We start from the raw sequence: 23,172 nt of genomic DNA, 5'->3' as shown, positions 1-23,172 counted from the left end.
TGCGCATATCGTGAAGAAGTGGCTCCCGGCCTCGACCGGGAGCCGCTTTCGCGGTCGAGGTACCTTCCGAGCAGAATGCCCCTGAACTCCTGGCACGGGCGGATCCGGAACCAGCGCTGACCGCCGGCCGTCTGATCTCCAGCCTCAGGCCCCAGCACGGAAGGCGAGACCGATGACCTACCCACCCCAGCCAGGCCAGCCCTACGGCCAAGACCCACAGGGACAGCAGCCCGGCGGCTACCCGCAGCAGGGTGGATGGGATCAGACTCAGCAGTACGGTCAGCCGCAGGGCTGGGATCCGACCCAGCAGTATCAGCAGCAGCCCCAGCAGGGTTGGGACCAGACCCAGCAGTATCCGCAACAGCCTCAGCAGGGCTGGGATCCGAACAACCCCGGCTACCCGCAGGGTTACGGCGGCCCGCCCGCGCCGCCGCCGAAGAGCAAGACCGGGCTGATCATCGGGATCGTGATCGGTGTCGTCGTGCTGATCGCCTTCGGTGTCACCGGTTTCGTCGCGCCGGGCTTCCTGCTCAGCAAGGACGACGGGAACAACACGGCCGCGCCGCCCGCGCCGTCCTCCGAGCAGGCGCCGACCTCCGCGCCGAAGAGCAGCCCGAAGTCGAGTGCGCCCAAGAGCAGCCCGAAGAGCACCGAAAGCGGTGGCACCGGCTCCGTAGGCAATCCGAAGGGCGTCCAGAACCTCAAGGACTTCTTCGCCAAGGTGAGCGCCGGTGACAAGGCTGGTGCGTTGTCGCTGGTCTGCGCGGACATGAAGGCGTCCATGGGCAACTCCATCGACATCATGACCCCGGCGCCGTCGCAGCTGGAGATCACCTCCACTTCCGGCATCGGCGACGGCTTCGTCAACGGCGACATCGAAGGCACGGTCAAGGGCAAGAAGGTGAGCGGGTCGGGGATCTCCACGGACGACAACCCGGACAAGTCCTTCTGTGTCCGCAACTTCTTCGTAATCTGAGCAGATGAAGCGGCTGCTTCGCTCTCCCCTGCTCTGGACGTTCGTCGTCTCACTCGTGCTGCTGCTCGCCGTCGGCGGCTGGTTGCTGACCGATCCGGCGACCAGCCGCAGCGAGGCGCTGAAGACCGGCGGTATCGCCGGAGGCGCCATCGTCGCGCTCTACGCGTTGTGGCTCAACGACCGGCGCCGCCGCGTCGAGGAACGACGGCAGGAAACCGAACGGCAACGGCAGGAACTCGAACTCCGGCGGGCCGACCAGGACCGGGACCGGATCTCGGACGAACGGTTCGCGAAGGCCGTCGAACTGCTCGGGCACGACGCCGACCAGGTCCGGGTCGGTGCCCTGCACGCGTTGGCCGGGCTGGCCCGCGGACGGGCGATCTACACACAGACCGTGCTGGACATCCTGTGTTCGTATCTGCGGCGGCCGTTCAAACACCCTCGGTACGCGGACACCGCGAAACTGCCGGGGAACACCCCGCCCAAGGAAGGCTCGGCGGAGGAAGACCAGGAACTCCAGGTGCGGCAAACCGCGCAACGGCTCATCGGCGAACTGCTGCCCGCGGCGGATTCCGAGGGCACGCGCGGATACGACCTCGATCTCACCGGGGCGGTGCTGGAGTACTTCGATCTGTCGGACCGCAAGATCGGGAAGCTGCTGCTCCGCTACGGCGGGCTGTACAACAGCACCAATCTGTCCGGCTGCGTGTTCCTCGGACCGGTGTACCTGACCGGCGCGGGTACGAAGGAGAAGAAACGCATCGGCTTCTTTCGGTGTAGCGGAGCCAAGTTCACGCAGCGGGCGTGGTTCAGCGGGGTGCAGTTCTCCGAGGACGTCGAGTTCGACGGCACGGTCTTCGCCGGTGAAACGTCCTTTAAGGACAGTGTCTTCGCGAAGAACGCCGTCTTCACCGGCGCCGAGTTCGAGAAGACGCTGGACCTTCGCCGTGCGCGGTTCGAAGGCTTCAGTGACCTGAAGTTCCGCAAGGGGCCGGATTCCGTGTCGCTGTACAACACGACGGTGGAACCGTCGAGGGATCACGAACTCCCGGCGGGCTGGGTCGTCGAGACCCTGCCCGACGGCCGTGCGCGGCTGACGGTGAAAGACGGATGAGGCGCCTGCTCCGGTCACCGCTGCTGTGGACGTTGCTGTCCTCGGTCGCGGTGCTTGTCGGCGTCACAGCCTGGCTGCTCACGGATCGCGCGACCAGCCGCGGTGACGCGCTGAAGACCGGCGCGCTCGCCGGTGGGGCGATCGCCGCGCTCTACGGACTTTGGCTCAACGACCGGCGAAGGCGGACAGAGGAGGACAGGCACGATATCGAGCGCAGCCGGATCTCGGACGAGCGCTTCGCCAAGTCGATCGAGCTACTGGGCAACGAGGCCGACCAGGTCCGGGTCGGGGCGATGCACTCGCTGGCGGGGCTGGCCAGGACGCGGCCGGAGTACCGGCAGACGGTGCTCGACGTACTGTGCGCATACCTGCGGCGGCCGTTCAGACATCCGAGTTTCGACGAGACCGCGGGCAAAAACGTCGACTGGGACGAGGAAAACAAGGCCGAGGCGGAGCGTGAACGGCTGGTCCGGCGCGCGGCCGAACGGCTGATCCGCGACATCCTTCCCCATGCCGGGACCACCGGGCCGACGTTCGGACTCAACCTCAGTGACGCGCGGATCGACAAGCTGGAACTGACGGCGAGGCGGGTCGGCTGGTTCGGCGCGGATCGCAGTGAGGTACTGCATCACCTCGTCCTCGAGAACGCCGAACTCGCCGGGAAGTTCTCGCTCAATCATGCCACGATCCACGGCCAGCTCAGGCTCACCGGGGCGACCTTCAAACGACGGGTGCAGATGGACGGCCTGACCGTCGAGACCCCGGTCGACTTCAGTACGGCCACCTTCGTGGAGCGGCCGTTGCTGGAGGGCGCCAAGTTCGCGGACTCGTGAGTGGTAATGACGGTTAGAACCGTCATTACCACTCACGACATCTTTTAGCCGAACAGCGCCGGGAGCGTGCGTTCCCAGGTCTCGCGAAGCTCGTCCAGGGTGAACTCGGTGATGTCCTGGAGTTCGAGCGAGCCCGACTCCGGGTCCACCACGCCGGTCTTGCGCCACGGCATCCCGCGCGCGGTCAGCATCTCGGTGAACCGCAGTTCCTCGGTGCGCGGCACGGCGACCAGCACCCGGCCCGCGGACTCGGAGAACAGCTGCACGAACGGGTCCTGCTCCGCGTCGAGGAAGACGCGGGCACCGCACTGTCCGATGAGGACGGTCTCGACGAGCGTCTGGATCAGCCCGCCGTCGGAGATGTCGTGCGCGGCGGAGATCATGCCGTCCCGCGAACCGGCGATGAGGATGTCGGCGAGCAGCTTCTCGCGCGCCAGATCCACGCGAGGCGGACGGCCGCCGAGGTGGCCGTGCAGTTCGCGCGCCCAGGCGGAACCGTCCAGCTCGTCGTGGGTCTCACCGAGCAGCAGCAGGGTTTCCCCCGCCTCCGCGCCGATTCCGGTCGGGATGCGGCGGGTGACGTCGTCGATCACGCCGAGCACGCCGACCACCGGCGTCGGCAGGATGGCCACGTCACCGGTCTGGTTGAAGAAGCTGACGTTGCCGCCGGTGACCGGGATGCCGAGTTCGACACAGCCGTCGGCCAGACCGTGCACCGCCTGCTCGAACTGCCACATCACACCGGGGTCGGTCGGCGCGCCGAAGTTCAGGCAGTCCGACACCGCGACCGGCTTCGCGCCACTGGTGGCGACGTTGCGGTATGCCTCGGCCAGCGCGAGCTTCGCGCCCTCGTACGGGTCGAGGAAGACGAACTTGCTGTTGCAGTCGGTCGACACGGCGACACCGCGGCCGGTCGACTCGTCGATCCGGATGACGCCGGAGTCCGACGGCTGCGCGAGCACGGTGTTGCCGCGCACGTAGCGGTCGTACTGGGAGGTCACCCATTCCTTCGACGCCTGGTTCGGCGACGAGATCAGCTTGAGGATGTCGGCCCGCAGATCGTCCGAAGTGGACGGTCGCGGCAGCTTGGCCGAGGTGTCCGCCTGCAGAGCGTCCTGTGTGGACGGACGCTGGATCGGTCGGTCGTACACCGGGCCCTGGTGCGCCACGGTGTGCGCCGGGACGTCGACGACGACCTCGTCGTTCCAGGTGATGACCAGGTGCTCGCCGTCGGTGACCTCGCCGATGTCGGTGGCGATGACGTCCCACTTCTCGCAGACCTTCATGAACGCCTCGACGTTCTCCGGCGAGACGACCGCGCACATGCGCTCCTGCGACTCGCTGGAGAGCACCTCCGCCGGGGTCATGCCGGTGGCCCGCAACGGAACCCGGTCGAGGTAGATGTGCATGCCGCCGTCACCGGCCGCCGCGAGCTCCGACGTCGCGCAGGAGAGCCCGGCGCCGCCGAGGTCCTGGATGCCGACGACGAGCTTCTGCGCGAACAGTTCGAGGCAGCACTCGATGAGCACCTTCTCGGTGAAGGGGTCGCCGACCTGGACGCTCGGCAGCTTCTTGCGGCCGCCCGAGGACTCGTCGCCGGAGAAGGTGTCGCTGGCGAGCACGGACACGCCGCCGATGCCGTCGAGGCCGGTACGCGCGCCGAACAGGATGATCTTGTTGCCCTTGCCGGAGGCGAAGGCAAGGTGCAGGTCCTCGACGCGCATCGCGCCGACGCACAGGGCGTTGACCAGCGGGTTTCCCGCGTAGCTCGGGTCGAACACCAGCTCGCCGCCGATGTTCGGGAGGCCGAGGCAGTTGCCGTAGCCGCCGACGCCGGCGACCACGCCGGGCAGCACGCGGCGGGTGTCGGGCGCGTCGGCCGGGCCGAACCGCAGCGCGTCGGCCACGGCCAGCGGGCGCGCGCCCATCGCCATGATGTCGCGCACGATGCCGCCGACGCCGGTCGCGGCGCCCTGGTACGGCTCCACGTAGGAGGGGTGGTTGTGGCTCTCGACCTTGAAGGTGACCGCCCAGCCCTCGCCGATGTCGACGACGCCGGCGTTCTCGCCGATGCCGGCGAGCATCTTCTCCTTCATCTCGGGAGTGGCGGTCTCACCGAAGTAGCGCAGGTGCTTCTTCGAGGACTTGTACGAGCAGTGCTCGCTCCACATCACCGAGTACATCGCCAGTTCGGCGTCGGTCGGACGGCGGCCGAGGATCTCCCGGATCCGGGCGTACTCGTCGTCGGCGAGGCCGAGTTCGACGTACGGCTGGGTCTGCTCCGGGGTCGCCTCGGCGCGTGCGGTGGTGTCGACGTCGGTGCTGGTCACGGTGTCCACATCAGGGTTCGCCACGGCCGCCAGAATAGGCGAGAGGGTTGTTCACCTCTCCGTCGCCCACGCATAAATCGGTCGCGCGGACGGTAGTGATCCGCTTACCGTCGACAATCGTGCTTTCCGCCACATATCCCCTTCCGCGACTGAGGCTGCCCGCCAAGCCGACCGCCTGGCGGTACCTCGTCACGATGATGCTCGCGCGGCCGGGACTGCTCGCAGTCTCGGCGATCAGCGGTGCGCTCTGGTCGCTGCCGATCGCGCTGCTGCCGATCGCGATCGGCCGGGGCATCGACGCGATCGGCCGCGGTGACGGCGATGCCGTCTGGCTGTGGGGTCTCGCCGCGGCGGGGCTCGGGATCGCGCAGACGCTCGCGGGCACGGTGCAGCATTTCGCCTCCTACGGCTGCTGGATCCACGGCGCCGGGGTCACCCAGCGCCTGGCCACCGAGCACGCGGCGAAGCTGGGCGCGAACCTGCGGGACACGACCACCACCGGCGACGTCGTCGCGATCACCACCAGCGACATCAACCCGATCGGTGACTCCTTCGAGGTGCTCGGCCGGGCCTTCGGTTCGCTGATCGCGTTCATCGTGTGCGCGACGGCGCTGCTGACGACGTCTCCGCTGCTCGGCGTGGTCGCGCTGGTCGGCGTCCCGCTGGCGGTGGTAGGGATCGGACCGCTGCTGAAGCCGCTGGAGAAGCGCCAGACGAAACAGCGCGAAGAGAAGACCGAAGTCAACGCTCTCGCCGCGGACATCGTCTCCGGCCTGCGGATCCTTCGCGGCGTCGGCGGCGAAAAGCAGTTCCTCGACCGCTTCCGCCGCTCCAGCCAGCAGGTCCGGGCGGCCGGGGTCCAGGTCGGGCGCAGCGAGGCGTGGCTCGCGGCGGCGGAGGTCGCGTTGCCGGGTCTAGTCACGGTGGTCATCACCTGGCTGGGTGCGCAGCTGGCGATGAACGGCACGATCGGGATAGGGGAGCTGATCACGTTCTACGGCATCTCGGTGTTCCTGGTGATCCCGGTGACGACGGCGACCGAGTTCGCGGGTGTGCTGAGCGCCGCGCTGGTCTCGGCGCGGAAGGTGTGCAAACTGCTCTCCACCGAACGCACGCTCGCCGAACCGGAGAATCCGGTGCCGCTGCCGGAAGGCCCGCTGGACCTGTACGACGAGACGTCCGGGATCAAGGCAGAGGCAGGCAAGCTGACCGTCATCGACGTCGGTGCCGACGCGGAAGCGGTGGCTTCGCGGATGGCGAGGTTCACCGATCCGAAGGCACCTGCCCTGGTGGGCGGGGTCCCGGTGAACCAGGTCGCCCTCGCCGAACTGCGGCGACGGGTCGTGTTCGCGCACAACCAGGACATCTGGTTCTCCGGGGTACTGCGCGAGCAGGTCACTCCCGCCCAGCCCGGAGATGTCGAGATCACCGAAGCGCTGTACACGGCGGACGCCGACGACATCGTGGACGCGCTGCCCAACGGCGTCGACGAGGTCATCGGCGAACGCGGACGTGAGGTTTCCGGCGGTCAGCGGCAGCGGCTGAACCTGGCCCGCGCACTGGCGACCGACGCCGACGTCCTGCTGCTCGACGAGCCGACTTCGGCCGTCGACGCGCACACCGAAGCTCGCATAACCGAACGCGTCGCGAAGCTGCGACGCGGCAAGACCACCGTCGTGTTCAGCCAGAGTCCTTTGTGGACTCACGTGGCCGATGTGGTCGTGAGTACGAAAGTACCGGCATGAAAAAGCTGCCCTTGGCAGACAAGAAAGACGTTCGACGATGGATCAAGGAGACCGCGCGCGACAACAAGCGCGAGTTCTCCGTGATGATCGGCCTGTTCTGCGTCGCGACCGCGATCGGGCTGGCCGGACCGCGCTTGCTGGGTGCGCTGGTGGACGAGGTCGTGGAGGGTACGACGACCACCACCATCACCTGGCTCGCGGTCGCGTTCGTGGTCGTGCTGGGCGCGCAGGCGTGGTTCAAGGGGCTGGCGCGGCTGCGGGCGCGGGTGTTCGGCGAGCGGATCCTGGCGGGCAACCGCGAGGAGTTCGTGGGCAACGCGCTGAACCTGCCGCTGGGCACGGTCGAAGCGGCGGGCACCGGTGACCTGCTCAGCCGCGCGACCACCGACGTCAACCGGATCGACCACGCGGTGCGCTTCGGCGCGCCCGAGATCCTGATCGCCGCCGTCACGGTGGTGTTCACCGTGGTGGCGATGGTGCTCACGTCACCGTTCCTCGCGCTGGGCCTGCTGGTCGCGCTGCCGCTGCTGGTGCCGGTGAACATCTGGTACCAGCGGCGGATTCCCGACGTGATGCGGCGAATGCTCGACAAGTGGTCCGAACTGCAGTCCACCACGCACGAAACCGCGGAGGGCGCGCGGACGGCCGAGGCACTGAACCTCACCGGCCGCCGAATCCGTGCCGGACATGACGGCCTCGACGCGTCGATGCTGGGCGAACGCAGGATCCGGGCGCTGCAGATGCGATGGATCCCGTCGCTGGAGATCAGCTACGTGCTGCCGGTGCCGGTGATGCTCGGCCTGGGCCTGCTCGCCTACTCGAACGGCTGGGAAGGGCTCGGCACCATCACCGCGATGCTGCTGTACTCGCAGGTCATGACGGGTCCGCTGAACGAGGCACTGTTCTGGCTCGCGGACATTCAGGTCGCCGGGGCCTCCCTGCGACGGCTGCTGGGCGTGCGTCCGGTCCCCGCCGTGGCTTCGGTTTCCGAAGCTCCGCGCGGACAGGACATCGAGGTGCGCGACGTTCGCTTCGGCTACAACGAGGACCGCGAAGTACTGCATGGGATCGACCTGCGGGTGCCCGCCGGTGAGCGGCTGGCGATCGTCGGGCCGTCGGGTGCGGGCAAGTCGACGCTGGGACGGCTGCTGGCCGGGATGTCCGCGCCGACGTCGGGTTCGGTGCGGATCGGCGGCGCCGAGGTGTCGACGCTGCCGGACGACGTCCTGCGCGGCGAGGTCCTCCTGCTGACGCAGGAACAACACGTGTTCGCGGGAACGCTGCGGGACAACCTCACCCTGCCCGCCGGTGACTGGTCCGACGAGCGGCTGCTGGCCGCGCTGGCCTCGGTCGGCGCTTCGGAATGGGTGGCGAGCCTGCCGGACGGGCTGGACACGCGGGTCGGGGCCGGGGCGGTCGCCGTGCCCGCGGCGATGGCTCAGCAACTGGCGCTGGCACGGGTGGTGTTGGCCGATCCGCACACGCTGGTGCTGGACGAGGCGACGTCACTGCTGGACACGGGATCGGCGCGGGAGCTGGAGCGGTCGCTGAGCGCGGTGCTCGAAGGGCGCACGGTGATCGCGATCGCGCACCGGCTGCATACGGCGGCCGCGGCGGACCGGGTCGCGGTCATCGAGGGCGGCCGGGTGACCGAGTTGGGTTCGCACGCGGAGCTGCTGGCGGCGGGTGGGCCTTACGCGGCGCTGGTGGCGGCGGCTTCCTGAAGTGAAATGAGGTCCCTTTCATTGCAAAATTTGCAATGAAGGGGCGCCCTCCGCACTCAATGTGAGTTGTGTACGAAACGGCGCCCCTTCGGCGGGTTTACGTCAGCGCGCGACCAAGGACAGAGCGTCCACGGCGCTGTAGAACATGCCGAGGCCGTCATCGGAAGGGCCGGTGAGGGCGTCGATGGCGTGCTCCGGGTGCGGCATGAGCCCGACGACGCGGCCGTTCTCGCTGCGGATCCCGGCGATGTCGTTGCGCGAGCCGTTCGGGTTGCCGCCGACGTAGCGGAACACCACGCGGCCTTCACCCTCCAGCTCGTCGAGCGTGGCCTGCTCGGCTACGAAGCAGCCGTCGATGTTCTTCATCGGGATGAGGATCTCGGCGTCCTTGTCGTACCGGGTGGTCCACGCGGTGTCGTTGTTCTCGACACGCAGCCACTGGTCACGGCAGATGAAGTGCAGCCCCGCGTTGCGGATCATCGCGCCCGGCAGCAGCCCGGCCTCGCACAGGATCTGGAAGCCGTTGCAGATGCCCAGCACCGGCATGCCCTTGTGGGCGGCCTCGATCACCGACGACATCACCGGCGCGAAGCGCGCGATGACGCCGGCGCGCAGGTAGTCGCCGTAGGAGAAGCCACCGGGGACGACGACGGCGTCGACGCCCTTGAGGTCCTCGTCCGCGTGCCACAGCGGCACGGCTTCGGCGTCGGCGTAGCGGACCGCGCGGGCCGCGTCACCGTCGTCGAGCGTGCCGGGGAAGGTGATGACCCCGATCCGCGCGCTCACGCGTCGACCCGCTTGATGGTCCACTGCTCGATCACGGGGTTCGCGAGGAAGCCCTCGGCGATCTTTTCGAGGGTCGCATCGTCGACGGAGTCGTCGACCTCGATCTCGAAGTGCTTGCCCTGACGGATCTCGGTGATCCCGGTGAAGCCGAGACGACCGGCCGCACCGAGCGCGGCTTGGCCCTGCGGGTCGAGGATTTCGGGCTTGGGCATGACGTCGACAACGACTCGGGCCACGGCAGGCTGCTCCTTATTCACGCAGGTCGTGGGTACCGCCAGAGCCTACTTCACTACTGTTGCCACATGACCTACGGGCAACCGCAGTACGGGTACCAGCAGCCGCCGAAGAAGTCGAAGACGTGGCTTTGGGTGACGCTCACGCTGGTCATCGTCCTGGTGGCGGGCGGGGTCGCCTTCACCGGCTGGGTGACGCCCGGCTTCTTCAAGACCAAGCTCGACACGGAGTCGCGCGCGACGCCGGAGCAGTTGAGCCAGTCGTTCGTGAACGGCGTCACCGAGGACCGGGTCAGCCGGCTGTGGTGCCCGATCCGTTCGAAGCGGTCCTACACCTTCGAGCAGACCATGGCCGTCGCCGAGGGCGCACAACTCAGCACGCCCGCGCATCAGCGTGCGGAGCAGGAATGGTCGGCCGCGTTCACCGCGTCGGGCATGACCGTCGGGATCGCGATGATCCCCGGCGAAGGCGGCTGGTGCGTGCGCGACGCCAAGATCGGCGGCGAGCCCGAGCCGCTGCGGAGCATCGAGACGAAGCCCGCGCCGCGCCCCGAGGTCAAGACCGGCGAGGAGGCGGGGAACAAGTTCGTCGACGCGATCAACGAGCGCGACATCCCGGCCGCGTTGTCCGTGCTGTGCGGGAAGGTGCCCGACACGACCCGCGACGGCGTGCAGCAGATCATCCACGGCGAGGCGACGTACACCGTCGAGAAGGCCGACGTGCTGACCACCGCCAAGCAGACGATCCTGCATCTCGGCGGTCTCGTCGACGGAGTGCGAGGACCAGGGCGAGTCGAAACCGAGGACGACGGCGAGGGCGGCCCCTGCGTGGCGTCTTTTTCACCCGACTCCGATTGAGCTCGCCCCAATCCTTCGACTGGGGGATGCTCGGAGCGCGACGCTGGGCCAAGATGAGCGCATTGGCGGGACGCCAACACCGGGTGAGCAGCAGCTGGAGGCACCGTGGCCGATCAGGACTCCTTCGATTACGTCATCGTCGGCGCGGGCAGCGCGGGATGCGTGCTGGCGAACCGGCTGAGTGAGGATCCGTCAGCGCGGGTGCTGCTGCTCGAAGCGGGCGGCGAGGACGACGCCGACGAGATCCACATCCCCGCCGCGTTCCCCGGCCTCTTCAAGACGAAGTGGGACTGGAACTACGAGACGGTCGAGCAGAAGCACACCGGCAAGACCCTCTACTGGCCGCGCGGGAAGACACTCGGCGGCTGTTCCTCGATCAACGCGATGATCTACATCCGCGGCAACCGCGCGGACTACGACGGCTGGCGCGACGGCTACGGCGCCGAGGGCTGGGGTTTTGACGACGTCCTGCCGTATTTCAAGCGAGCCGAAGGAAACCAGCGGCTCGGCGGACCGCTGCACGGCACCGATGGACCGCTGAACGTCGAGGACCGTCGTTTCACCCACGAGCTTTCCCAAGCCTGGGTGGATTCCGCGGTCGCGTGGGGCCTCAAGCGCACCGACGACTTCAACGGCGAATCGCAGGAAGGCGCCGGCGTCTACCAGGTGACGTGCAAGAAGGGCCGCCGCTGGTCGACGGCCGACGCGTACCTGCGGCCCGCGCTGTCCCGCCCGAACCTCACCGTGCGGACCCACGCGCAGGCGACCCGTGTCGTCTTCGAAGGAACCCGCGCGGTCGGCGTGTCCTATTTGGACAAAGGCGTCGAGACCACGGTGCGCGCGTCCACCGAAGTCCTGCTCAGCGGCGGCGCGGTGAACTCGCCGCAACTGCTGATGCTTTCCGGCGTCGGCCCGGCGGAACACCTGCGGGAACACGGGATCGACGTGGTGGCCGCACTTCCCGGCGTCGGCGAGAATCTGCACGACCACCCGGCCTGCGGCATCATTTGGTCCACCCGCGGCACCACCGACCTCGTGGACGCGGCGACGCCGGGTGGCCTGGTGCGTTACCAGCTCACCAAACGCGGTCCGCTGACCTCGAACATCGGCGAAGCAGGCGCGTTCCTGCCCGCCGCGGACGGTGTTTCGCCGCCGGACATGCAGATCCACGTCGCGCCGACGTTGTTCTACGACAACGGAATGCGCGAGCCGACCGTGCCGGGCTTCACGTCGGCGGCGACGCTGGTGGAGGTCGCGAGCCGGGGACGGCTGCGGCTCAAGTCGTCGAATCCCTTGTGGAAACCCGAAATCGACCCGGCCTACTACGCCGAGTCCGTGGACATGGAGAAAATGCTGGCCGGGCTGCGTGCCCTGGTGGAGATCGGTAAGTCCGGACCGCTGGCACGATACCTGGACAAGCCGTTCCTGCCGGAGCGGCACGACCTGACCGACACGGAACTGGCCGACTACGTCCGCGAGAAGACGCAGACGCTGTACCACCCGGTGGGGACCTGTTCGATGGGGACGGGCGAGAACGCCGTCGTCGACCCGACGCTGAAGGTGCGCGGGGTGGACGGGCTGCGGGTGGTGGACGCGTCGGTGATGCCCGTGGTGCCGCGCGGGAACACGAACGCGCCGACGATCATGGTCGCGGAGAAGGCGGCTGACCTCATCCGGGGCGCGTGAGGGGTCCTTTCACGCTTCCGGCAATGCTATGAAAGGTCCTTTCCTTGCAAATTTTGCAAGGAAAGGACCTTTCATAGCGCGCGGGGGTTGACCGGAGCGGCTCAGCGTTTCCCGTGCAGCACGGTGATCAGCTTCGCCACCAGGGCGTCGGTCTTTTCCTTGCGGGTGAAGGAGGTCATCACGATCGGCGCGGTGAACCGCTGCCGCGCGACGGCCTTCGACCGGGCGAACTCGCGCAGGCCTTCGGGACCGTGGATCCGCCCGAAACCTGAGTCGCCGACGCCACCGAAGGGCAGCGAAGCGATACCGGCGAAGGAAAGCGGCGCGTTGATCGCCGTCATGCCGGTGCGCAGGCGGGCGGCCAGTTCCAGGCCGCGCGACTTCGAGAACACCGTGGAACCGAGGCCGTACTTGGTGTCGTTGGCCTTCTCGACGGCCTCGTCCATGTCGCGCACCTTGGCGATGGTGACGGTCGGGCCGAACGTCTCTTCCTTGACCGCCGAGGAATCCTCGGGCACGTCGACGAGCACCGTCGGCTGCACGTACCGGTCGCCGACCGCGCCGACGCCGCCGACGAGCGCCTTGCCGCCGCGTTCGATGGCGTCCGCGATGTGGCGCTTGATCACCGCGAGCTGCGAGGGCATCGTCACTGGGCCGTACTGCGCGGCCTCGTCCGAACCGGCACGCACGTCCTTCGACTTCTCGACGACCTTCGCGACGAACTCGTCGTGCACGCGCTCGTGGACGTACACGCGTTCGACGCCGATGCAGGTCTGGCCCGAGTTGGAGAACGCGCCCCAGACGGTCGCGTCGGCGGCGGCTTCGAGGTCGGCGTCCGCGTCGACCAGGACCGCGTCCTTGCCGCCGGCCTCGATGATCACCGGCGTCAGGGTTTCGGCGGCCGCGGCCATGATCTTCTTGCCGGTGCCGGTCGAACCGGTGAAGGCGATCTTGTCGACTCCCGCGCCGACGAGCGAGGCGCCGGTTTCGCCGAAGCCGGTGATCAGCTGCAGCACCGGCCATTCCGGGACCACCTCGTTGAAGGCGTCGACCAGCCACTTCCCGACGCCCGGGGTGTATTCGCTCGGCTTGAACACGACGGTGTTCCCGGCGGCGAGGGCGTAGGCGATGGAGCCGAGCGGGGTGAAGACGGGGTAGTTCCACGGGCCGATCACGCCCACCACGCCGAGCGGCTGGTACTCGACCGTCGCCGCCTGGTTCGACATCATCAGCCCCGTCGCGCGGCGCTGTTTGCCGAGGATCTTGCGCGCGTTCTTGCCTGCCCAAGCGATGTGCTCGATGGCGAGGACGCTCTCCAGCTGCGCGTCCGCGAGCGGCTTGCCGGTCTCGTCGCGGACGACCTGGCACAGCTGCGGCAGCCGCCGGGTGATGACACCCTTCCAGCGACGCAGCCGCTCCGCGCGACCGTCGAAACCGAGCCCGGACCACCATGCGGCGGCGTCCCTCGCGCGGGCGACGGCGGCGCGGACGTCGTCGGCGGTGTGCACCGGGTAGGTACCGACGACCTCGTCGGTCGCCGGGCTGAGGGAATCGAAGGTCTCCCCCACGCTGTGCGCGGTCGGCTTCGGCTGGACTGCGGTCATCGACTTCTCCCGTGTCTCGGCTCAAAGCCCAGGCTACGACGTTACTGACGGCGTGCCAATAGCTCGCCTGGGGTGTGCCACCAGCATCGCACAGGTGACGAGGGCGGCAAGGACGCCGAGCAGCGGCGCCAGCCATACCGGCAGCACGCCGATCGCCAGCGACCCCAGGCCGAAGCCCGACGCCTGCACGGTGAAGGCCAGGGAGAACCCTTCCGACCGGCGTCGTTCCGGCAGCAGCCGCTGCAGGTTGACCGACGAGACGGCCATCAGCGGACCGGTGCAGAGCCCGATCAGCGCCACCCCGCCGAGCAGTCCTGCCCAGCCGAAGCCCGCCGACACCACGATGCCGCCGACCACGAACCCGGCGAGGAACAGACGCGGATCCCCGACCTTCCCCCGCGCCGCGTAGAGCCCGCTCCCGGTGATGCTGGCGGCACACAGCACGACGATGACGATCGCCGTCGTCGAATCGGGCGCGCCGAGCCGCTGGACCAGTGGCAACAGGCCGACCTCGATGGTCGACAGCAGCAAGCCGGCACTGAACAGCCCGAACAGCCAAGGAACGCAGGCGGCGACCGGGATCCGCTGACGTTCGACCGTCCTTTGTGGAACATGAGCGACGGTTCGCCGCGGCACCAGAAGGGCCGCGAGCAGGGCGACGACGGCCATCGCGAGCACCGGGACGGCCGGGCCGGATGTCGCGAGAAGCGCCACCAGCAGTGGTCCGCCGACGATGACGCCTTCGAGGATCATCGCGTCGACCGAAACAGCCCGGGGTAGCTCCTCGTCGGTCACGGTGCCGGCGAGCAGCGTCCGGAACCCGCCGTTGAGCCCGCCCGCGACCAGGCCCGGCGGGATCGCCAGCGCGAGCAGGACGAGGTCCGGTGCCCCGGCGGAAGCGACCGCGGCCAGCAGGAACAGTCCGGCGGCGACCAGTGGCAGCAACGCGGCGAGGCCGCGTGCGGGTCCGACGCGGTCGAGCAGCCGCCCGGTGGGCACGGCGCCGACCATTTCGGCGGCGACGAAGACGGCCATCATGATCCCGCCGAGCCGGTACGAACCGGTGGTCGCGGTGGTCAGCACGGTGAAGGCGAGCGGTGCCATCGTGGCGGGCAGCCGATTCAGCTGCACTCCCGCCGACCAGCGCCAATACCCGGAATTACGGAGCAAGGTCATACCGCGAACACTGCCGAACGCACCCTGGCGAGGACTACTGATTAGCGCATAGCCTAATCAAATGATCGAGCTGGTCCTGACCGCCGAGAGCGCCAACCGCGTCCGGTTCGGCATCTCCCCGCTCGACGAGACCATGGGCGCGATGCAGACCCTGCTGGGGCGGCGCGGGCATCCGAGTCATCTGCCCTGGCTGCGCGGGGCCGCCGCGAAGCTGCCGGAGCTGCCCATCGGCGACTTCGCCAAGGTGATGAGCGCGCGGCACTACATCACCGACTTCCTCAGCCCGCCACCGAGCGGACCCGAGACCACCGCGTCCGCCCAGCTCGCCGAAATCCGCCGCACCGCACCGGAGCAGGTCGCTCGCGAATTGTCCAAAGTGGACGCAGACCTGAGCGGACTGCCCGAAGACCCGGCCGAGGCCAGGGACCTGCTCGCCGAGCAGATGGAGATCGCCTGGGCCGAACTGGTCGAACCGCACTGGCCGCGGATGCGCCGGTTCCTCGTCGCCGACATCGAGGAACGCTCGCGGCGGCTGGCCGACGGCGGTATCGCGCTGGTACTGGAGGACATCCACCCGCGGGTGCGGCTCGTCGACGACGTCCTGGTGATCGAGATGAAGGAACGCAGCCGGGTTCACCTCGATCGACGCGGGCTGCTGCTGATCCCCGGCGTCTTCGCTTGGCCGTCGGTCGGCGTGATCACGATGGAGCCGTGGCAACCTTCGCTGTTGTACCCGGCTCGCGGCGTGGCCGAGCTGTGGTCGGACCCCGAGCGCCCGTCCGACGCGCTCGCCGCAGTGCTCGGCCGCACCAAGGCCGCCCTGCTCACGACCCTCAACGAGCCCGCGAGTACCACCGAGTTGGCGCGGAGACTGGACTTCTCGGCGCCGACGGTCTCACAGCATCTGACCGCGATGCGCGCGGCTGGGCTGCTCGACGCCCGGCGCCGAGGGCGCGAAGTTCGCTACCTCCGCACGGAACTTGGCGACGCCCTGCTGCGGGCATAGGCTGGAATTGACCGACTACGAAGGAGAAAGCCATGCGTATTGTCCATTTTGGACACGCTTGCGTACTGCTGGAGACCGAGGGCGCACGGATCCTGATCGACCCCGGTGCCTTCTCGGCGGGTTTCGAGGGCGAGCGTGAGCTGGACGCCGTCCTGATCACCCACCAGCATTTCGACCACCTCGACGCCGACAGGCTGCCCGCGCTGCTGGAAGCGAATCCCGGCGCTCAGCTGATCGTGGACCCGGGCTCGGCCGAAGCCGTCGAGAAGCTCGGCGCGGAATTCCAGGTCGCGAACCCCGGCGACGCCTTCGGCATCGGGTCCAGTGGCATCAACGTCGTCGGCGGCGAGCACGCCGTGATCCACGACGAGATCCCGGTGATCCCGAACGTCGGCTACATCGTCGACCACGGCGCGTTCTACCACCCGGGCGACTCGTTCTTCGTGCCCGAGCAGAAGATCGACGTCCTCGGCCTGCCCACCGGCGCCCCGTGGCTCAAAGCGAGCGAAGCTGTGGACTACCTGCGCGCTGTCTCGCCGCGTCTCGCCGTGCCGATCCACGAAGCCGTGCTCGCGCGGCCGCAGATGCACTACGGTCTGTTCGCCAACCTCGCCCCGGAAGGCACCGAGGTCAAGGTCCTCGACCCGGCGACCCCCCACCGCGTTTAGTCCTCTAAATGCGGTAGTTAGCCCACGCAAGGACGCATTCAGAGGACTAAACGCGGCCGGGAGAGGGAGCCATAGGTGGTCCCGAAGGCGCGGTTCTCCAGCGAGACGTCGACGGCGTCGAGGAACGCCTGCCGCAGTCCCGGCCTGGCGAGGTCGACGGCGTCGATGCCGAGCCGCACCAGCCCACCGCGTCGCGCGGCCCTGGCGGCGGCCAGCACCAGCGCGAAGCACCGGACGGTCTCGGTCCGCTGAGACGGCCCGCCGAACTCCTGCACCCTGGCGCGCTGGACCCGGCCGGATACCAGATCCCGCACCGAGACCAGGTCCGCGCACAGCGTGAACCCGTGCTCGCGCAGGGCCTGCACGGTGCCCTCCGACGCGACCCAGCGCGGTGGCGCGAAGCCGTCGACGGCCATGCCGTTGGCGTCGAGCGCCGCTTTCGCCGCGATCAGCCGCAGCCGCGCCTCGTGCGCGGGAAGAGCCGCGAACTCGGCGCGCTTGCCCAGGTAGACGGCGCGATGGGTGGGTGGGATCCGGTGGTCGTAACCGTGCAGGAGGACGGAGTCGCCCCGAGCGCGGCGGGTCCGTACCCACTCGGTCACCGGGCCCTCGCCGGTACGAGCGGCGTAGAGCACGGACAACGGGACCTTGCGCCGGTCGAGTTCGGCCGCGAGGTCGGCACAGCGGTGCAACGTCCGGGTGGTCACGCCGGACAGGGAAACCAGCAAACGTGCGTCCACGATGCCCATTGGGCCAGACCGGCCTTGCGACGGACTGACGAGCGAGTAAACGCCGCAGGTCAGCCACACGAGGATTGTCCGGTCCGTTCACTCGGCCGGGGGAATCAGGCGGGCCAGTCGTCCAGCGAACGGCCGGTGATGCGTTCGTACGCGTCGATGTACCTCGCCCGGGTGGCGGCGACGATCTCGTCGGGCAACGGCGGCGGCTCCGGTCTGTTCTTGCGATGCCAGCCGGACGCGGGACCGGTGAGCCAATCCCGCAGCGGCTGCTTGTCGAACGACGGCCGCGGGCTGCCTGGCGCCCAGCCGCCGGCGGGCCAGTAGCGGGACGAATCCGGGGTCAGGACCTCGTCGGCGAGGACGAGATTCCCCTCGCGGTCGACGCCGAACTCCAGCTTCGTGTCGGCGAGCAGGATGCCGCGTTCGGCGGCGAACTCCGCGCCGCGGCGATAGACCGCCAACGTCGCTTCGCGGACTTCTTCGGCCCTTTCACGGCCGAATTGCCCGACGACGTCGGCGAAGGTGATGTTTTCGTCGTGCGAGCCGTGATCGGCCTTGGTCGCGGGGGTGAAAATGGGTTCGGGGAGCCGGGAGGACTCGGTCAGGCCGGGGGGAAGTTCGACGCCGCAGACCGTGCCGTGCGCGCGATAATCGGAGAGACCGGTACCGGTGAGGTAGCCGCGGGCGACGGCTTCGACCGGCAGCATCGCCAGCCGCCGCACCAGCAGCGCGCGGCCGCGGACCTCGGCGGGGATACGTTCGTCGTCGTAGGAGACCAGGTGGTTGGGGAGAACATCGGAGAGCTGGGAGAACCAGAACACGCTCATCGCGGTGAGCACCCGCCCCTTGTCGGGGATGGGCGTGGTGAAGATGACGTCGTAGGCGGAGATCCTGTCCGAAGTGACGAGCAGCAGATGCTCGTCATCGACGGCGTAAAGCTCACGGACCTTGCCGGCGGCGATCTTCGGGTATTCGAGCGTCGTCACGGCTGCACCCTAGCGATCAAGGATGTTGGCTGATCATGCCGATCCACTGCGTCTCCTTCACGACCGACTACGGCTTGAGCGACGGTTTCGTGGCCGCTTGTCACGGGGTGATCGCGCGGATCGCACCCTCGGCGAGGCTCATCGACGTGAGCCACGAGATCCCTCCGCAGCAGGTCAGGACCGGCGCCGAGGTGCTGGCGCAGACCGCGCCCTTCCTCCCGGACGCGGTGCACCTCGCCGTCGTCGACCCCGGAGTCGGCACCGCGCGACGCGGCGTCGTGGTCGTCGCCGGGCGCGGAATCCTCGTCGGCCCGGACAACGGACTTCTCCTCCCGGCGGCCGAAGCACTCGGCGGAGTGAAAGCCGCCTACGAATTGACCGCCCCGGAATACCGCCTTCCGGTGACGTCGTCGACCTTCCACGGACGCGACGTCTTCGCTCCCGCGGCGGCGCATCTCGCGCTCGGTGTCGCTCCCGAGGAGTTCGGGCCGCCCGTCGACGACCTCGTGCGGTTGCCGGATCCGTTCGTCGCGGTGTTCCCCGGCAAGCTGGTCGCCGAGGTGCTCACGGTCGACCACTTCGGCAACGTCCAGCTGGCCGCGAGCCCCGCCGACCTCGAACTGGCCGGATTGTCCGGCACGGTCTCGGTCAGCAGCGCCCGCGTGCTGGTGAAGGCGCTGGTCGGCGACACCTTCGGCACGGTGCCGCCGGGCGAGAACGTGCTCTACACCGATTCGGCGGGACGGCTCGCGGTCGCGGTGAACGGCGGCTCGGCCGCGTCGGTGCTCGGGCTCGGGCCCGCCCAGGAGTGCACGATCACCTCGTCGCCGACGGCGAGCTGACCCGGCCGGGTCACCGCCATCTTGATCCCGAACGAGACGCCGCCCTCGGGCTCGCGGCGGTAGTCCGCGAGCGACCGGATCGGTTCGGGCCCCGCCTTCCGGCCGGTCTCCTGATCGACCATCGGCACCGTGCACCGGATGCAGACCTTGGCGTAGCCCAGCTCCACACCGCCCGCGGTGAGCGAGCGCACTTCGTCCTCTCGATGCGGCTCCCGCCAGCCCGCGACGACGATGTTGGGCCGGAACCGGTCCATCGGCACGGCCTCGGCGCCACGCGACGCGATCCGCTCGTTCAGACCGTCCAAAGAGGACTCCGACGTCAGCAGGATCGCGTGCGCGTCGGCGAACGCGGCGGTGCCGGGGACCTCGCCGTTGGTGACGCGCTCGTGCTCGGGCGCGAGCCCGACGAACACCGACGGAAGGCCGAGGACCTCCGAGAACCAGTCGGCGGCCTCGGCACCCTGGTGGACGCCCTCGCCCTGCCAGGTGAACGTGGACGCCGGCTGACGCGGCCCGTCCGTGAGCGGCTCGACCAGCAGGTCTTCGACGCCGGGGGCGGCGAGCCGCAGGCGGGCGCCGCCGTCCAGCACTTCCGCCCGGATCGACGCCATCACCGGATGCTTCCGCTGACTGCGGAACTCGCCCTCGGGCGACACGACCATCCAGGCACGGTCGAACTTCAGGCCCGCCGGGGTGACGTCGGCCGTGTCGACCGACGTCCCCGCGCAGCCCTTGACCGGGTAATAGACCAGCCTCGCCACTCTCGCCATGGCCGCAGATTAACGAGTCGTCGGCGTCAAAGCACCTGGGATAGGAACCGCTGCAGCCGTTCGCTCCGCGGAGAGTCGAAGATCGCGTCCGGAGCGTCATGTTCGACGATCTTCCCGGCGTCCATGAACGCGACCTCGTCGGCGACGCTGCGCGCGAAGCCCATCTCGTGCGTGACCACGAGCAGCGTCAGCCCGCGCTCGGCCAGCCCCGCCATGAGGTTGAGCACACCCTTGACCAGCTCCGGGTCGAGCGCGCTGGTCGCCTCGTCGAACAGCATGACCTCGGGCTCCATCGCGAGCGCCCGCGCGATCGCGACCCGCTGCTGCTGGCCGCCCGAAAGCGCGCTCGGCCGGTACGGCGCCTTGTCGGCGAGCCCGACCTCGGCGAGACGGGCGTGCGCGATCTCGGCCGCCTCCGCCTTGCCGAGCTTCCGCACGCTGCGCAGCGGCAGCGTGATGTTGTCCAGCACACTGCGGTGCCCGAACAGGTTGAAGTGCTGGAACACCATCCCGACCCGCTGACGCAACGCGTCCGGGTCGGTGGAGATGACGCTCTCGCCACCGAGCAGCAGGTCGCCGGAGTCGGGCTCCTGCAGGCGGTTCACACAGCGCAACAGCGTCGACTTGCCGGAACCGGACGGGCCGACGATGCAGGTCGTGCGGCCCTTCTCGACCTTGAGGTTCACGCCTTTCAGCACTTCGAGGGTGCCGAAGGAGACGTGGATGTCGCGGAGTTCGACGCTCGAAGAGCGCACGTCGGCGGGGATCGTCATGACATCGGCACCTTTCCGCTGGTCAGGAGTTCGGGCTCGCCGCCGTCGTCGTCGACCCGGACCTTCTTGCCGGTGCGCAGCTTCTTGTCGATGTAGTTGACCAAGTGGGTCAGCGGCACGGTGATCAGCAGATAGAAGAAACCGGCCGCGACCAGCGGCGACAGGTTGCCGGTGTTGGCCGCGAGGTCCTGTCCGATCCGGAACAGGTCGCGCTGCTCGGCGAGGAAACCGAGGAAGTACACCAGGCTGGAGTCCTTGATCAGCGCGATGAACTGGTTCACCAGCGCGGGCAGCACCCGCCGCACCCCCTGCGGGATGACGACGAGCGTCATCGCCTTGGTGTAGCTCATGCCCAGCGCGCGGCTGGCCTCCATCTGTCCTTTTTCGACACTCTGGATGCCGGCTCGGAAGATCTCACCGATGTAGGCGGCCGCGATCAGGCTGAGCGCCAGGATGCCCAGCGGGTAGGTGTTCCTGGCCATCGACGGGAAGAGGATCCCGCCGCCCTGTCCGATCACCAGGATGGTGAGGATCGCGGGCAGGCCGCGGAAGATGTCGGTGTAGATCCTGGCCGGCCAGCGCAGCCACAGCTTGCTGGACAGGCCCATGGTGGCCAGCAGCATGCCGAGCACGGTGCCGATGATCGCCGCGAACACCGACATGATCAGCGTGTTCAGCAGCCCGGTCTTGACCAGGTCCGGGAAGACCTCCCAGATGTAGTCCCAGTTCAGGAAGGTGTTGAGGAAATCGTCCACTTACTTCTGCCCGGCCTTGAACTCCGCGGGCACCGGCGCGTTCGGTTCGAACCGCTGATGCACCTTTTCCCACGTCCCGTCGGCGATGACCGCCTTGAGCCCGGCGTTGAGCTTGCCGACCAGCTCGGTGTTGCCCTTCTTGACCGCGAAACCGTGCGGAATGGTCGTGGTGATCGCCTTGACCATCTTGAGTTTCGCGTCCGGATTCTTCGCCGCGTAGTCCTCGGCGGTCGCCTGGTCGAAGACCGCGCCGTCGATCGCGCCCGTCTTGAGCGCGGCGAGGGCGGCGGCGTCCTGCGGGAACCGGACGGCCTGCGCGGCAGGCGCGTTCGCCGACAGCCAGCTGTCGGACACCGTGCCCTGGACGACACCGATTCGCTTACCGGCCAGGGTGTTCTCGTCGGTGATATCGACGCCTTCGCGGGTTTCGATGCCGAGCGACTGGTAGTTGTACGGCGCCGAGAAGTCGACCGTCTTGCGGCGTTCGTCGGTCTGGGAGATCCCGGAACTGCCGATGTCGAACTTGCCGTTCGCGACCTGGCTCAGCAGGGCCGAGAACTCCGTGGAGACGAACTCGAGTTTCAGGTTCTGGTGCGCGGCGATGGCCTTCAGCAACTCGTTGTCGAACCCGGTGAACACGCCGTTTTCCTGATAGGCGTTGGGTTTCGAATCGCTGAGCGTGCCGACGCGCAACGTGTCACCGCTCGCGCTTTCGCCGCCGCCGCACGCCGCCAGCACCGCCACGAGGGCGGCGCCAGCGACGGCGGCGAGTGCCTTCTTCATCGTGATCCTCACGCCTTGAACTGGTCCGGAACCGGTGCGGTGGGCAGGAACCGCTCGTGCAGCTTGACCCAGGTGCCGTCGGCGATGACCTGCTTCAGACCTTCGTTGATCTTCGTCTGCAGCTCGGTGTTGCCCTTCTTCACCGCGAAACCGTGCGGCACGTCGGTGGTGAAGGACTTGACGACCTTGAGCTTCACGTCGGCGCTGTCCTTGACGTTGGTCTCGGCGATCGCCTGGTCGAGGACGTAGGCGTCGACGGCGCCGCTCTTGAGCGCGGCCAGCGCCGGGGCGTACCCGGGGAAGCGCACGGCCTGCGCGTCCGGCACGGTCGAGGTCAGCCACTTGTCACCGACGGTCGCCTGGATCACCGCGACCCGCTTGCCGGACAAGGCCTTTTCGTCGGTGATCGGCGAGCCGTCCTTGGTCTGGATGCTCATCACTTCGAAGTTGTACGGGCTGGAGAAGTCGACGTTCTTCTTGCGCTCGTCGGTCTGTGCGATGGCCGAACTGCCGATGTCGAACTGGTTGTTCGCGACCTGGCCCAGCAGCGAGGAGAAGTCCGTCGAAACGAACTCCAGCTTCAGGTTCTGGTGCGCGGCGATGGCCTTCAGCAGCTCGTTGTCGAAGCCGGTGAAGTTGCCGTTTTCGACGTAGATGTTCGGCGGCGCGTCGCTCAGCGTCCCGACCCGCAGGGTCTTTTCGGTGACGGCCTCGCCGCCACCGCAGGCGGTGAGCACCGCGAGCAATCCGGCGGCGAGCGTCGCGATCAAGGTTTTCTTCATTT

At 68.4% G+C, this 23,172-nt stretch carries 22 protein-coding genes; 10 read left to right on the top strand and 12 right to left on the bottom strand.

What is annotated here, in order from left to right; all coding sequences use genetic code 11:
- The first annotated feature begins 172 nt into the window (after positions 1-172).
- Genes ACZ54P_RS03330 through ACZ54P_RS03320 form a run of 3 tightly spaced genes read left to right on the top strand, consistent with a single transcriptional unit; the run spans position 173 to position 2,923 of the window.
- Positions 173-976, top strand: coding sequence for a Twin-arginine translocation protein TatA (locus ACZ54P_RS03330; RefSeq protein WP_465459923.1), 804 nt, complete (start codon positions 173-175; stop codon positions 974-976).
- A 4-nt stretch (positions 977-980) separates the two neighbouring features.
- The gene (locus ACZ54P_RS03325; RefSeq protein ID WP_465459922.1) at positions 981-2,090 is read left to right on the top strand and encodes a pentapeptide repeat-containing protein; all 1,110 of its coding nucleotides are present in this window, start codon (positions 981-983) and stop codon (positions 2,088-2,090) included.
- A complete protein-coding gene (locus ACZ54P_RS03320; RefSeq protein ID WP_465459921.1) occupies positions 2,087-2,923 on the top strand; it encodes a hypothetical protein in 837 nt (278 codons plus the stop codon). The genes ACZ54P_RS03325 and ACZ54P_RS03320 overlap by 4 nt, the downstream gene beginning before the upstream one ends.
- 44 nt (positions 2,924-2,967) lie before the next feature.
- On the opposite strand, the gene purL is transcribed toward ACZ54P_RS03320, so the two are convergent.
- Positions 2,968-5,253 carry a phosphoribosylformylglycinamidine synthase subunit PurL gene (purL, locus tag ACZ54P_RS03315; protein ID WP_465460229.1) on the bottom strand — a complete coding sequence of 762 codons (2,286 nt, stop codon included), beginning with the start codon at positions 5,251-5,253 and terminating at the stop codon, positions 2,968-2,970.
- 119 nt (positions 5,254-5,372) lie between these two features.
- Between purL and ACZ54P_RS03310 the strand changes: the two genes are divergently transcribed.
- On the top strand, positions 5,373-6,998 hold the full coding sequence (locus ACZ54P_RS03310; RefSeq protein ID WP_465459920.1) for an ABC transporter ATP-binding protein: 1,626 nt from the start codon (positions 5,373-5,375) through the stop codon (positions 6,996-6,998).
- A complete protein-coding gene (locus ACZ54P_RS03305) occupies positions 6,995-8,722 on the top strand; it encodes an ABC transporter ATP-binding protein (protein ID WP_465459919.1) in 1,728 nt (575 codons plus the stop codon). Before ACZ54P_RS03310 ends, ACZ54P_RS03305 begins: the two co-directional genes overlap by 4 nt.
- A 102-nt stretch (positions 8,723-8,824) precedes the next feature.
- Here ACZ54P_RS03305 and purQ read toward each other — a convergent pair whose 3' ends face one another.
- A complete protein-coding gene (gene purQ / locus ACZ54P_RS03300; RefSeq protein ID WP_192742543.1) occupies positions 8,825-9,508 on the bottom strand; it encodes a phosphoribosylformylglycinamidine synthase subunit PurQ in 684 nt (227 codons plus the stop codon).
- Positions 9,505-9,744, bottom strand: a complete 240-nt coding sequence (gene purS / locus ACZ54P_RS03295) for a phosphoribosylformylglycinamidine synthase subunit PurS (RefSeq protein WP_125784867.1) — start codon at positions 9,742-9,744, stop codon at positions 9,505-9,507. Before purS ends, purQ begins: the two co-directional genes overlap by 4 nt.
- Positions 9,745-9,810: 66 nt before the next feature.
- Between purS and ACZ54P_RS03290 the strand changes: the two genes are divergently transcribed.
- Together ACZ54P_RS03290 and ACZ54P_RS03285 are read left to right on the top strand one after the other, a co-directional pair.
- Positions 9,811-10,599, top strand: a complete 789-nt coding sequence (locus ACZ54P_RS03290; protein WP_465459918.1) for a hypothetical protein — start codon at positions 9,811-9,813, stop codon at positions 10,597-10,599.
- 105 nt (positions 10,600-10,704) lie between these two features.
- A complete protein-coding gene (locus tag ACZ54P_RS03285) occupies positions 10,705-12,285 on the top strand; it encodes a GMC family oxidoreductase (protein WP_465459917.1) in 1,581 nt (526 codons plus the stop codon).
- A gap of 101 nt (positions 12,286-12,386) precedes the next feature.
- On the opposite strand, the gene ACZ54P_RS03280 is transcribed toward ACZ54P_RS03285, so the two are convergent.
- Positions 12,387-13,889, bottom strand: coding sequence for an aldehyde dehydrogenase family protein (locus ACZ54P_RS03280; protein WP_465459916.1), 1,503 nt, complete (start codon positions 13,887-13,889; stop codon positions 12,387-12,389).
- Between the two features lie 33 nt (positions 13,890-13,922).
- Complete coding sequence (locus tag ACZ54P_RS03275; protein WP_465459915.1) at positions 13,923-15,065, bottom strand: MFS transporter; 1,143 nt, start codon at positions 15,063-15,065, stop codon at positions 13,923-13,925.
- Positions 15,066-15,126: 61 nt separating this feature from the next.
- Here ACZ54P_RS03275 and ACZ54P_RS03270 point away from each other — a divergent pair, with 61 nt between their 5' ends.
- Both ACZ54P_RS03270 and ACZ54P_RS03265 read left to right on the top strand, forming a co-directional pair.
- The gene (locus ACZ54P_RS03270; RefSeq protein WP_465459914.1) at positions 15,127-16,071 is read left to right on the top strand and encodes an ArsR/SmtB family transcription factor; all 945 of its coding nucleotides are present in this window, start codon (positions 15,127-15,129) and stop codon (positions 16,069-16,071) included.
- 32 nt (positions 16,072-16,103) lie between these two features.
- A complete protein-coding gene (locus ACZ54P_RS03265) occupies positions 16,104-16,739 on the top strand; it encodes an MBL fold metallo-hydrolase (protein WP_465459913.1) in 636 nt (211 codons plus the stop codon).
- A 38-nt stretch (positions 16,740-16,777) separates the two neighbouring features.
- On the opposite strand, the gene ACZ54P_RS03260 is transcribed toward ACZ54P_RS03265, so the two are convergent.
- Positions 16,778-17,488 carry a DUF2334 domain-containing protein gene (locus tag ACZ54P_RS03260; RefSeq protein WP_465459912.1) on the bottom strand — a complete coding sequence of 237 codons (711 nt, stop codon included), beginning with the start codon at positions 17,486-17,488 and terminating at the stop codon, positions 16,778-16,780.
- Between the two features lie 95 nt (positions 17,489-17,583).
- Entirely contained in the window at positions 17,584-18,465 is an 882-nt protein-coding gene (locus ACZ54P_RS03255; RefSeq protein WP_465459911.1) for a phosphoribosylaminoimidazolesuccinocarboxamide synthase, read from the bottom strand.
- Between the two features lie 35 nt (positions 18,466-18,500).
- Here ACZ54P_RS03255 and ACZ54P_RS03250 point away from each other — a divergent pair, with 35 nt between their 5' ends.
- On the top strand, positions 18,501-19,307 hold the full coding sequence (locus tag ACZ54P_RS03250; protein ID WP_465459910.1) for an SAM hydrolase/SAM-dependent halogenase family protein: 807 nt from the start codon (positions 18,501-18,503) through the stop codon (positions 19,305-19,307).
- On the opposite strand, the gene ACZ54P_RS03245 is transcribed toward ACZ54P_RS03250, so the two are convergent.
- Genes ACZ54P_RS03245 through ACZ54P_RS03225 form a run of 5 tightly spaced genes read right to left on the bottom strand, consistent with a single transcriptional unit; the run spans position 19,190 to position 23,170 of the window.
- Complete coding sequence (locus ACZ54P_RS03245) at positions 19,190-20,077, bottom strand: MOSC domain-containing protein (RefSeq protein WP_465459909.1); 888 nt, start codon at positions 20,075-20,077, stop codon at positions 19,190-19,192. The two genes, ACZ54P_RS03250 and ACZ54P_RS03245, sit on opposite strands and share 118 nt — an antisense overlap.
- A gap of 26 nt (positions 20,078-20,103) precedes the next feature.
- Positions 20,104-20,850, bottom strand: coding sequence for an amino acid ABC transporter ATP-binding protein (locus ACZ54P_RS03240; RefSeq protein ID WP_465459908.1), 747 nt, complete (start codon positions 20,848-20,850; stop codon positions 20,104-20,106).
- Positions 20,847-21,605 carry an amino acid ABC transporter permease gene (locus ACZ54P_RS03235; protein WP_465459907.1) on the bottom strand — a complete coding sequence of 253 codons (759 nt, stop codon included), beginning with the start codon at positions 21,603-21,605 and terminating at the stop codon, positions 20,847-20,849. Before ACZ54P_RS03235 ends, ACZ54P_RS03240 begins: the two co-directional genes overlap by 4 nt.
- On the bottom strand, positions 21,606-22,388 hold the full coding sequence (locus ACZ54P_RS03230) for an ABC transporter substrate-binding protein (protein ID WP_465459906.1): 783 nt from the start codon (positions 22,386-22,388) through the stop codon (positions 21,606-21,608).
- Between the two features lie 8 nt (positions 22,389-22,396).
- Complete coding sequence (locus ACZ54P_RS03225; protein WP_465459905.1) at positions 22,397-23,170, bottom strand: ABC transporter substrate-binding protein; 774 nt, start codon at positions 23,168-23,170, stop codon at positions 22,397-22,399.
- Between the last annotated feature and the right edge of the window lie 2 nt (positions 23,171-23,172).

The organism is Amycolatopsis sp. NPDC034160, assembly GCF_055575355.1.
This window is presented reverse-complemented; position numbering and strand designations above follow the sequence as displayed.

Bases quoted from the DNA above. Each gene is read 5' to 3' on its own strand.
- ACZ54P_RS03245 (WP_465459909.1), bottom strand. From the start codon at position 20,077: ATGGCGAGAGTGGCGAGGCTGGTCTATTACCCGGTCAAGGGCTGCGCG.
- ACZ54P_RS03225 (WP_465459905.1), bottom strand. From the start codon at position 23,170: ATGAAGAAAACCTTGATCGCGACGCTCGCCGCCGGATTGCTCGCGGTG.
- ACZ54P_RS03290 (WP_465459918.1), top strand. From the start codon at position 9,811: ATGACCTACGGGCAACCGCAGTACGGGTACCAGCAGCCGCCGAAGAAG.
- ACZ54P_RS03265 (WP_465459913.1), top strand. From the start codon at position 16,104: ATGCGTATTGTCCATTTTGGACACGCTTGCGTACTGCTGGAGACCGAG.
- ACZ54P_RS03320 (WP_465459921.1), top strand. From the start codon at position 2,087: ATGAGGCGCCTGCTCCGGTCACCGCTGCTGTGGACGTTGCTGTCCTCG.
- ACZ54P_RS03275 (WP_465459915.1), bottom strand. From the start codon at position 15,065: ATGACCTTGCTCCGTAATTCCGGGTATTGGCGCTGGTCGGCGGGAGTG.
- ACZ54P_RS03280 (WP_465459916.1), bottom strand. From the start codon at position 13,889: ATGACCGCAGTCCAGCCGAAGCCGACCGCGCACAGCGTGGGGGAGACC.
- ACZ54P_RS03260 (WP_465459912.1), bottom strand. From the start codon at position 17,488: ATGGGCATCGTGGACGCACGTTTGCTGGTTTCCCTGTCCGGCGTGACC.
- ACZ54P_RS03250 (WP_465459910.1), top strand. From the start codon at position 18,501: ATGCCGATCCACTGCGTCTCCTTCACGACCGACTACGGCTTGAGCGAC.
- ACZ54P_RS03325 (WP_465459922.1), top strand. From the start codon at position 981: ATGAAGCGGCTGCTTCGCTCTCCCCTGCTCTGGACGTTCGTCGTCTCA.
- ACZ54P_RS03230 (WP_465459906.1), bottom strand. From the start codon at position 22,388: ATGAAGAAGGCACTCGCCGCCGTCGCTGGCGCCGCCCTCGTGGCGGTG.
- ACZ54P_RS03305 (WP_465459919.1), top strand. From the start codon at position 6,995: ATGAAAAAGCTGCCCTTGGCAGACAAGAAAGACGTTCGACGATGGATC.
- ACZ54P_RS03330 (WP_465459923.1), top strand. From the start codon at position 173: ATGACCTACCCACCCCAGCCAGGCCAGCCCTACGGCCAAGACCCACAG.
- ACZ54P_RS03270 (WP_465459914.1), top strand. From the start codon at position 15,127: ATGATCGAGCTGGTCCTGACCGCCGAGAGCGCCAACCGCGTCCGGTTC.
- ACZ54P_RS03240 (WP_465459908.1), bottom strand. From the start codon at position 20,850: ATGACGATCCCCGCCGACGTGCGCTCTTCGAGCGTCGAACTCCGCGAC.